General features: G+C 60.9%; 10 protein-coding genes. 6 read left to right on the top strand and 4 right to left on the bottom strand.

The genetic code is table 11. The annotated features are described in order from the left end of the window. Positions 1-123, top strand: a 123-nt coding sequence (locus FUU19_RS00360) for a CorA family divalent cation transporter (protein WP_304622303.1), incomplete at its 5' end; no start/stop codon positions are given. A gap of 16 nt (positions 124-139) precedes the next feature. Here FUU19_RS00360 and rarD read toward each other — a convergent pair. Both rarD and FUU19_RS00350 read right to left on the bottom strand, forming a co-directional pair. Continuing rightward, positions 140-1,024: an EamA family transporter RarD gene (gene rarD / locus FUU19_RS00355; RefSeq protein WP_230507051.1), complete on the bottom strand. Its 885-nt coding sequence runs from the start codon at positions 1,022-1,024 to the stop codon at positions 140-142. A gap of 66 nt (positions 1,025-1,090) precedes the next feature. Then, a complete protein-coding gene (locus FUU19_RS00350; RefSeq protein ID WP_141971678.1) occupies positions 1,091-1,561 on the bottom strand; it encodes a thioesterase family protein in 471 nt (156 codons plus the stop codon). Positions 1,562-1,764: 203 nt separating this feature from the next. Here FUU19_RS00350 and pldA point away from each other — a divergent pair, with 203 nt between their 5' ends. The 3 genes from pldA to rhtC are packed head-to-tail and all read left to right on the top strand — an operon-like array spanning position 1,765 to position 5,152. Then, on the top strand, positions 1,765-2,643 hold the full coding sequence (pldA, locus tag FUU19_RS00345) for a phospholipase A (RefSeq protein ID WP_230489490.1): 879 nt from the start codon (positions 1,765-1,767) through the stop codon (positions 2,641-2,643). Between the two features lie 43 nt (positions 2,644-2,686). Beyond that, the gene (recQ, locus tag FUU19_RS00340) at positions 2,687-4,519 is read left to right on the top strand and encodes an ATP-dependent DNA helicase RecQ (RefSeq protein WP_060424201.1); all 1,833 of its coding nucleotides are present in this window, start codon (positions 2,687-2,689) and stop codon (positions 4,517-4,519) included. Positions 4,520-4,531: 12 nt separating this feature from the next. Next, complete coding sequence (gene rhtC, locus FUU19_RS00335; protein ID WP_016929486.1) at positions 4,532-5,152, top strand: threonine export protein RhtC; 621 nt, start codon at positions 4,532-4,534, stop codon at positions 5,150-5,152. A 47-nt stretch (positions 5,153-5,199) separates the two neighbouring features. Here the strand turns inward: rhtC and rhtB are convergent, their stop codons facing one another. After that, positions 5,200-5,820, bottom strand: a complete 621-nt coding sequence (rhtB, locus tag FUU19_RS00330; protein WP_025304879.1) for a homoserine/homoserine lactone efflux protein — start codon at positions 5,818-5,820, stop codon at positions 5,200-5,202. A gap of 148 nt (positions 5,821-5,968) precedes the next feature. Between rhtB and pldB the strand changes: the two genes are divergently transcribed. Together pldB and yigL are read left to right on the top strand one after the other, a co-directional pair. Next, complete coding sequence (gene pldB, locus FUU19_RS00325; RefSeq protein WP_141971676.1) at positions 5,969-7,012, top strand: lysophospholipase L2; 1,044 nt, start codon at positions 5,969-5,971, stop codon at positions 7,010-7,012. Positions 7,013-7,016: 4 nt separating this feature from the next. Next, a complete protein-coding gene (gene yigL / locus FUU19_RS00320) occupies positions 7,017-7,814 on the top strand; it encodes a sugar/pyridoxal phosphate phosphatase YigL (protein ID WP_019452532.1) in 798 nt (265 codons plus the stop codon). A gap of 194 nt (positions 7,815-8,008) precedes the next feature. Here yigL and glpQ read toward each other — a convergent pair whose 3' ends face one another. Further along, on the bottom strand, positions 8,009-9,088 hold the full coding sequence (gene glpQ, locus FUU19_RS00315; protein WP_015376272.1) for a glycerophosphodiester phosphodiesterase: 1,080 nt from the start codon (positions 9,086-9,088) through the stop codon (positions 8,009-8,011). Positions 9,089-9,100: the final 12 nt, after the last annotated feature.

Raw genomic sequence — 9,100 nt, 5'->3', positions numbered from 1 at the left:
GGCATGAACTTCGAATTCATGCCGGAGCTGAAATGGTCGTTCGGCTACCCGGGTGCTATCACCTTGATGATCCTGGCCGGCCTGGCCCCTTACCTGTACTTCAAGCGCAAGAACTGGCTGTAACCCGGCGGCGCCGGGCTCAGCGCAGCTTGCGTTGGGTATAGAGCGCGTCGAGGGTGAACAGGATCAGCGCCGCCCAGATAAAGCCGAAGGTCACCAGTTTGTCCTGGCCGACGGTTTCGCCGTAGAAGGTGACCGCCAGCAGGAACATCAGCGTCGGGCCGAGATACTGGAAGAAACCGAGCGTCGACAGGCGCAGCCGGGTGGCCGCCGCGGTGAAGCACAGCAGCGGCACGGTGGTGACGATGCCGGCGGCGACCAGCAGCAGGTTCAGCGACCACGGGTTGGCGCTCAGGTGGCTGGTGGGGCTGTCGGCGAACAGGAACAGATAGGCCGCCGCCACCGGCAGCAGCCACAGCGTCTCAATCAGCATGCCGGTCTGGGCGTCGATGGCGATTTTCTTGCGCAGCAGGCCGTAGAAGGCGAAGCTGAACGCTAGCCCCAGACCGATGATCGGCAACGAGCCGAACTGCCAGAGTTGCACAAGCACCCCGGTGAACGCCAGCGCCACCGCCACCCACTGCATGCGGCGGAAGCGCTCGCCGAGAAACAGCATTCCCAACAGCACGTTAACCAGCGGGTTGATGAAGTAGCCCAGGCTGGCTTCCAGCATATGGTGGTTGTTCACCGCCCAGATGAACAGCAGCCAGTTGCCGCCGATCAACAGCGCGGTGACCGCCAGCAGCAGCCGTTTGCGATTTTGACAGGCGGCCCGCACTTTCGGCCAGCTGCGGCCCAGCGAGATCAGCGCCAGCATGAAGAAAAACGACCAGATGATCCGGTGGGTAAGGATCTCATTGGCGGGTACTTGCTGAATCAGTTTGAAATAGGCCGGGGCGATGCCCCACATAAAATAGGCGGCCAGGGCAAAGAAAATGCCCTGACGCGTTTGCTTTGCGTCCATGACGTCACTCGGGTGGGGAACGTAAGATGCGGTGAGTGTACTGAAGACGCTCACCGCGCACAATCATCAGCCGACCAGATAGGTGGCGGTGGCCGTCGCGATATGCAGGCCGTCGTGGTTATGCAGCTCTACGCGCGCGACGGCGACCTTGTTGCCGCTGCGCAGCACGCTGGCGGAGGCGACGAAGTGCTCGCCGCGGCCGGGGCGCAGGTAGTCGACGCGCAGGTCGATGGTGCCCATGCGCGACAGCTTGGCGGCGATCTCTTCTTCGATCAGCGGCTCCAGGCGCGTCAGCACGCCGCCGGCGCAGGCCAATCCGGCGGCGACGTCAAGCACCGCGGCGATCACGCCGCCGTGCAGAATTTCCTGTGCGGCGTTGCCCACCAGCTTGCGCTGATTGGTGAAGCTCAGCTCGACGTAGTCATCGTCGAAGCGGCGCAGCTCCAGGCCAAGCTCGCGGTTGAACGGCATGTGGTAGACAAAGATTTCGCCGATCTTGCGGCGGGCGGTTTCCAGGGTCAATGGTGTGGTCGACATAGCGGGTTTCCGTTTTTCTTTTGCGTTTTAAGGGAGCTAACTGGTCAGTCCAGGTTAATGGAATGTTGATTTTATGCTTAACCTTTGTTGCTTTCCAGACTATTCCAATAAAACCGGCCTGCGCTGCGGTAAAACGCCCTTTGTGTGTAAAATGGCCTGATTTTTTCCGGGCTTGCCCTTTTTCGTTGGAGTGAGGAGAGGTTATGCGCATTTTGTCAGGGATCGTTTCCGCCACGCTGCTGATGCCGGCGCTGGCATTGGCTGAGGAAGCCAAAGAGCAGCAGATTCACGATAAGCCGGCGGTGCGGGGCAGCATTATCGCCAACCTGCTGCAGGAGCACGATAATCCGTTCACCCTGTATCCTTACGATCCCAATTACCTGCTGTACACCGACACCAGCGATATCAACAAAGAAGCCATCAAGACGTACAACTGGGCCGACAAGGCGCGCAAGGACGAGGTGAAATACCAACTTAGCCTGGCGTTTCCGCTGTGGCGAGGCATTGCCGGCGACAACTCGGTGCTCGGCGCGTCTTATACTCAGCGCTCCTGGTGGCAATTGTCCAACCGCGGTGAGTCTTCACCGTTCCGCGAAACCAACTATGAGCCGCAGCTGTTCGTGGGGTGGGCGACCGATTACCGTTTTGCCGGTTGGACGCTGCGCGATGTTGAAATCGGCGTTAACCATCAGTCTAACGGCCGCTCGGATCCGACGTCGCGCAGCTGGAATCGCGGCTATGCGCGGCTGATGGCGCAAAACGGCAACTGGCAGGTGGATCTCAAGCCCTGGTTCCGCTTCTCGGAAAGCTCGAGCTACGACGACAACCCGGACATCACCAAATACATGGGATACTACCGGTTGAAGGTCGGTTACGCCTGGGGCGACAGCGTGTTCAGCGTCGACAGCCACTATAACTGGAACAGCGGCTACGGCGGCGCGGAGCTGGGCTGGAGCTATCCGATCACCCGCAACGTGCGTTTCTATACCCAGGTGTTCAGCGGCTACGGCGAATCGCTGATCGACTACAACTTCCGGCAGACACGGGTGGGCGTTGGTGTCATGCTGAACGATATTATGTAATCATACCCGGTGGGTATGTACCGATGAAAAAATGGGGAAGTGTGTGTCAACCGCAGCAGTGATTAACAGAGAGTTGCTGGCCGAGCAGGTATTGCGCGATACCTTTGGCTACCAGCAATTCCGTCCGGGCCAACAAACGATTATCAACGCCGCGATCGGCGGGCAGGATTGCCTGGTGGTGATGCCGACCGGCGGCGGCAAGTCGCTGTGTTACCAAATCCCGGCGCTGGTGATGGACGGCCTGACGCTGGTCGTTTCCCCGTTGATCTCGCTGATGAAGGACCAGGTCGACCAACTGTTGGCCTACGGCGTTTCCGCCGCCTGCTACAACTCGACGCAAACCCGCGAGGAGCAGCTGGACGTTATGGCCGGCTGCCGCAACGGCACCATCAAGATGCTGTACATCGCGCCGGAGCGGCTGATGATGGAAAGCTTCCTCAGCCTGCTCGATCACTGTCCGCCGGCGATGCTGGCGGTGGATGAGGCGCACTGTATTTCGCAGTGGGGCCATGACTTCCGGCCGGAATATCGCGCGCTGGGTCAGCTGAAACAGCGCTTCCCGTCGATGCCGGTGATCGCGCTGACCGCTACCGCCGACGAGTCCACCCGCGGCGATATCGTGCGCCTGCTGTCGCTGCAGGATCCGCTGGTGCAGGTCAGCAGCTTCGACCGGCCGAACATCCGCTACACGCTGGTGGAAAAGTTCAAGCCGCTCGATCAGCTGTGGCGCTTCGTGCAGGATCAGCGCGGCAAGAGCGGCATTATCTATTGCAACAGCCGCGCCAAGGTGGAAGACACCGCCGCGCGTCTGCAAAGCCGCGGGCTGAGCGTCGGCGCCTACCACGCCGGGCTGGACAACGATCGCCGCGCGCAGGTGCAGGAAGCGTTCCAGCGTGACGATTTGCAGGTGGTGGTGGCTACCGTCGCCTTCGGCATGGGCATCAATAAACCCAACGTGCGCTTCGTGGTGCATTTCGACATCCCGCGCAATATCGAATCCTATTATCAGGAGACCGGGCGCGCCGGGCGCGACGGCCTGCCGGCCGAAGCCATCCTGCTGTACGATCCGGCCGACATGGCCTGGCTGCGCCGCTGCCTGGAGGAAAAACCCGCCGGACAGCAGCTGGATATCGAACGCCACAAGCTGAACGCCATGGGCGCGTTCGCCGAGGCGCAAACCTGCCGCCGCCTGGTGCTGCTCAACTACTTCGGCGAAGGCAAGCACGAGAACTGCGGCAACTGCGACATCTGCCTCGATCCGCCCAAGCGCTACGACGGGCTGGAGGACGCGCGCAAGGCGCTGTCCTGCGTGTACCGCGTCGGCCAGCGCTTTGGCCTCGGGTACATCGTGGAAGTGTTGCGCGGCTCCAACAACCAACGCATTCGCGAATACGGCCACGACAAGCTGCCGGTGTACGGCATCGGCCGCGATCAAACCACCGAACACTGGACCAGCGTGCTGCGTCAGCTGATCCACCTGGGCTTTATCACCCAGAACATCGCCATGCACTCGGCGCTGCAACTGACCGAGGCGGCGCGTCCGGTGTTGCGCGGCGAGGTGGCGCTGCAGCTGGCGGTGCCGCGTATTCAGAGCCTGAAGTCGCGCAGCAGCGCCAACCAGAAATCCTACGGCGGCAATTACGATCGCAAGCTGTTCGCCAAGCTGCGCAAACTGCGCAAATCGATCGCCGACGAAGAAAACATTCCGCCTTACGTGGTGTTCAACGACGCCACGCTGCTGGAAATGGCCGAGCAGATGCCGATCAAGGCCGGCGATCTGCTGAGCGTCAACGGCGTCGGCCAGCGCAAACTGGAGCGTTTCGGCGCGCCCTTTATGGCGATGATCCGCGACCATCTCGACAATGACGAAGACTGAGGGCGATAAATCATGCTGATGCTGTTTCTCACCGTGGCGCTGGTGCATCTGATTGCGCTGATGAGCCCGGGGCCGGACTTCTTTTTTGTGTCGCAAACCGCCGCCAGCCGCTCGCGCCGTGAGGCGATGATGGGCGTGGTCGGCATTTCGCTCGGCATCGTGGTATGGGCCGGCGTGGCGTTGATGGGGCTGCATCTGATCCTGCAGAAGATGGCCTGGTTGCATCAGATCATCATGGTCGGCGGCGGCATTTACCTGTGCTGGATGGGGTGGCAGCTGCTGCGTTCCGCGCGGGCGCAACAAGCGCAGCCGGCGGCGGAGGCCCAGGTAGCGTTGCCGAAGGCCGGGCGCAGCTTTATTCGCGGCTTCCTGACCAATCTGTCCAACCCGAAAGCGGTGATCTATTTCGGCAGCGTGTTCTCGCTGTTCGTCGGCGACAGCGTCGGCGCCGGAGCGCGCTGGGGGCTGTTCTTGCTGATCGTCGCCGAGACCTTCGTCTGGTTCAGCCTGGTGGCGGTGGTGTTTGCGCTGCCGGCGATGCGCCGCGGCTATCAGCGGTTGGCCAAGTGGATAGACGGCGTGGCGGGCGTGCTGTTTACCGGCTTCGGGTTACACCTGATCTTTACCCGCTAACCGCAGTGAAATGCCAAAGGCCGAGCAGCGATGCCTGGCCTTTTTTGTCAGGCTTTGCGGGCGGTCGCCAGCAGCCCCGCCACCAGAATGAACAGCGAACCGAACACTCGGTTAAGCAGCTGCATCTGGCGCGGCGTTCTCAGCCAGCCGGCGATGCGCGTCGCCAGGGTGGCGTAACCGATCATCACCAGAATATCCACCACCACGGTGGTGACGCCGAGCACCAGATACTGCTCGGCCTGCGGCTGATTGGGCAAGATGAACTGCGGGAACAGCGCGGCGAGGAACACGATGCTTTTCGGGTTGGTCAGGTTGACCAGCACCGCGCGTCGGAACAGACGGCGGCGCGGCATGCTGCCCGCCAGCGCATGCAGATCCAGCGCCCCGGCGGCGCGCCATTGCTGGATGCCGAGCCACACCAGGTAGGCGGCGCCCAGCCATTTCAGCAGCTCGAACGCCAGCAGCGATTGAGAAATCAGCGCGCCGAGGCCGATGCCCACCAGTACGATGTGCGCGCTCAACCCGACCTGCAGCCCGGCGATCGACGCGGCGGCGCCGCGATAGCCGTGGCTGATGCCGGTGCTCATGGTGTTGATGGCGCCTGAGCCAGGGGACAGGCTGAGGATAAGCGTGGTCAGCAGGTAGGTTAACCACCAGTCCAAGGTCATGGTTCTCGGCTCCCTGAAAGTGTCGTTTTGTGCCACAATGCGCCGAGGCGGCGCCGTTTTTTGTAAGAATTGAATCACAATACGCTAGTATGATTTCTTGTGCCAGCGGTCACATTTTTCCGCCGGCCCCACAGGGAAAACGCTCTCGATGACCTCGTTCACTCTCAGCTCCGATGACTGGTTAACGCGTGAAACGCAGTTCGCTGCCTTCGCCACCGGGCCGCTGCTGGACTTCTGGCGGCTACGGGAAGAAGGCGAGTTCAGCGGCGTGGGCGGCGTGCCGATCCGTTTTGTGCGTTTTCGCTCCGCACGGCATCAGCGGGTGGTGGTGGTCAGCCCCGGCCGCATCGAAAGCTACGTGAAATACCCTGAGGTGGCCTACGACCTGTTCCACAGTGGCTACGACGTGGTGATCGTCGATCATCGCGGGCAGGGGCGCTCCGGGCGTTTACTGGCGGATACGCACCGCGGTCATGTGGTAAACTTTGTCGACTACGTGGACGATTTCGAGCAGCTTTGGCAGCGTGAGGTCGAATCGCGCGGCTATCGGCAGCGCGTCGCGCTGGCGCATTCGATGGGCGGCGCGATCCTGGCGCAGTTCCTGCAGCGGCGGCCGCAGGCGTTCGACGCGGCGGCGTTTTGCGCGCCGATGTTCGGCATCCAGTTGCCGATGCCGGGCTGGCTGGCCGACCGCATTCTCGACTGGGTGGAGACCCGCCCGGCGATCCGCGACTACTACGCGGTGGGCACCGGCCAGTGGCGGCCGTTGCCCTATGTGGTCAACGTGTTGACCCACAGCCGTGAACGCTACCGGCGCAGCCTGCGCTATTACGCCGATTACCCCGAGCTGCAGGTGGGCGGGCCGACCTACCATTGGGTGCGAGAGAGCATCCGCGCCGGCCGGCAGATTATCGCTCAGGCCGGGGAGATAACAACGCCGCTGTTGCTTTTGCAAGCCGGTGAGGAACGGGTGGTCGACAACCGTTCGCACCAGGCTTTTTGTCAGGCTCTGTCAGACGCGGGGCGCCCTTGCGAAGGGGGGCTCCCGCTGGTTATCAACGGCGCACGCCATGAGATCCTGTTCGAGCGGGACGCGATGCGCGCCGAAGCACTGAACGCAATCCTGCGCTTCTTTGCTCAACACTTAGGCGGCGCGCTGCCGCCGACAACTCCATCAGAGGTTAGAACATAACGCTATGTATCACGTCGTCGCTTCCGATTTAGATGGCACGCTGCTGTCTCCCGACCATACCCTGTCGCCGTACGCCAAAGAGACGCTGAAGCTGCTGACCCAGCGCGGCGTGCATTTCGTGTTCGCTACCGGCCGCCACCATATCGACGTGGCGCAGATCCGCGACAGCCTGGAGATCAGCGCCTTTATGATCACCTCCAACGGCGCGCGGGTGCACAACACCGCCGGCGAGTTGATCTTCAGCCACAACCTGGACGGGGATATCGCCCGCGATCTGTACGGCATGCTGCACGACGATCCGGAGATCACCACCAACGTCTACCGTAACGATGACTGGTTCATCAACCGTGAAAGCCCGGAGCAGGAAGAGTTCTTCCAGGAGTCGGTGTTCAAATACCAGCTGTTCGAGCCGGGCCTGCTGGAAACCGACGGCGTCTGCAAGGTTTACTTTACCTGTGAAGATCATGAGCGGTTGCTGCAGGTGGAAGACGCAATCAACGCGCGCTGGGGCGATCGGGTCAACGTCAGCTTCTCGTTCCCGACCTGTCTGGAAGTGATGGCGGGCGGCGTGTCGAAAGGGCATGCACTGGAAGAAGTGGCCAAGATCATCGGCTATACGCTGCAAGAGTGCATCGCCTTCGGCGACGGCATGAACGATCTGGAGATGCTGTCGATGGCCGGCAAGGGCTGCATCATGCGTGATGCGCATCAGCGCCTGAAGGATATGCTGCCGGAGCTGGAAGTGATCGGCTCCAATGTCGATAACGCGGTGCCGCACTACCTGCGCAAGATGTTCCTCTGAAATAACAAGGGCGCCTTGCGGCGCCCTTAAAGTAAATGGTAAACCGGATGACGTTGCCGAGCTGACAGAAGGCAATATCTAAAAAATAAGGAAAATCAATTTATTGATTTTCGGCTGATGACCACAAAGGAGGAAAAACCACGTTTTTTCCTCCTTTGTCAGCAATCCAAGGGCGCCTTGCGGCGCCCTTGGCATTACTTGTGCTGGCCCTGCTTCTGCAGGAACTGCACGCCCTTGTCCGGGAAGTCGGTGAACACACCGTCGACGCCGGCCTGGTTGTAAATCACGTCATACAGCTGGTTCACGTCGGTCACGTACTTCGGCAGCGCATCGGCGCGGATGGTAAACGGATGCACCGCCAGCTTGCTGGCGTGCGCTTCTTTCACCATGTCGGTCAGCACGATGTGGCCCGGCTTGGATTGATCCGCGACCACCAGCATGTGGTAGTCCGGCCCGATGCCGTCGGCATACTGAGCGATTTTCTTCATCGCGCCCGGTTTGAACATCCAGTCGTAGTCGTACTCCACCCACTTGCCGTCGGCTTTCTGCTCGTAGGTTTCCTGCCAGTCGTTATAGGCGATCAGCTGCACCAGCTTCAGATCCATGCCCAGCTTCGGCTCCAGCTCATTCTTGATGCGTTTGAGCTCGTTGGCGTCGAAGCACTGCAGGTAGACGTTGTCGTTCTTGCCGGTGTAACCGTACTGCTTGAGCACCGCCAGCACTTTGCTGGAGATGTCTTTGCCTTCCTGTTTGTGGAACCACGGCGCCTTGATTTCAGGGTAGATGCCGATGTTTTTGCCGGTCGAATGGTTCAGACCCTGCACGAACTCGATCTCTTCCTGGAAGGTGTGCACGCGGAAGTCGGATTTTCCCATCGGGAAGCGGCCAGGATAACCCTGTACCTTCTTGCCGTTTTCGATTTCAAAGCCTTCGGTGAACTTCAGCGATTTGATCTCTGCCAGCGTAAAGTCGATGGCGTAATAACGGCCGTCTTTACGCGCACGGTCCGGGAAGCGTTCGGCGACGTCGGTGACGCGATCGAGGTAATGGTCGTGCAGCACCACCAGCTCGTTGTCCTTGGTCATCACCAGATCTTGCTCGAGGTAATCGGCGCCCTGCGCGTAGGCCATCGCTTTCGCCGGCAGGGTGTGTTCCGGCAGGTAGCCGCTGGCGCCGCGGTGGGCGATCACCACTTTGTCCGCCGCCTGTGCGGCGCTGACCATTGAGGTGGCGAGAATGATCCCTGTCAGCAGGGCTTTGACTTGAGTCCGCATTCCATTTTCTCC

The sequence above is a fragment of the Serratia montpellierensis genome, assembly GCF_020858655.1.
In the GTDB taxonomy this organism is placed as follows: Bacteria; Pseudomonadota; Gammaproteobacteria; order Enterobacterales; family Enterobacteriaceae; genus Serratia; species Serratia montpellierensis.
Note: the sequence above shows the minus strand (reverse complement) of the source record. Positions and strands in the feature narration are given on the sequence as shown.

What these genes read in the sequence shown, in the direction of transcription:
- pldB (WP_141971676.1), top strand. Translation starts at nt 5,969, where the DNA reads ATGACCTCGTTCACTCTCAGCTCCGATGACTGGTTAACGCGTGAAACG.
- glpQ (WP_015376272.1), bottom strand. Translation starts at nt 9,088, where the DNA reads ATGCGGACTCAAGTCAAAGCCCTGCTGACAGGGATCATTCTCGCCACC.
- pldA (WP_230489490.1), top strand. Translation starts at nt 1,765, where the DNA reads ATGCGCATTTTGTCAGGGATCGTTTCCGCCACGCTGCTGATGCCGGCG.
- rhtB (WP_025304879.1), bottom strand. Translation starts at nt 5,820, where the DNA reads ATGACCTTGGACTGGTGGTTAACCTACCTGCTGACCACGCTTATCCTC.
- rhtC (WP_016929486.1), top strand. Translation starts at nt 4,532, where the DNA reads ATGCTGATGCTGTTTCTCACCGTGGCGCTGGTGCATCTGATTGCGCTG.
- rarD (WP_230507051.1), bottom strand. Translation starts at nt 1,024, where the DNA reads ATGGACGCAAAGCAAACGCGTCAGGGCATTTTCTTTGCCCTGGCCGCC.
- yigL (WP_019452532.1), top strand. Translation starts at nt 7,017, where the DNA reads ATGTATCACGTCGTCGCTTCCGATTTAGATGGCACGCTGCTGTCTCCC.
- FUU19_RS00350 (WP_141971678.1), bottom strand. Translation starts at nt 1,561, where the DNA reads ATGTCGACCACACCATTGACCCTGGAAACCGCCCGCCGCAAGATCGGC.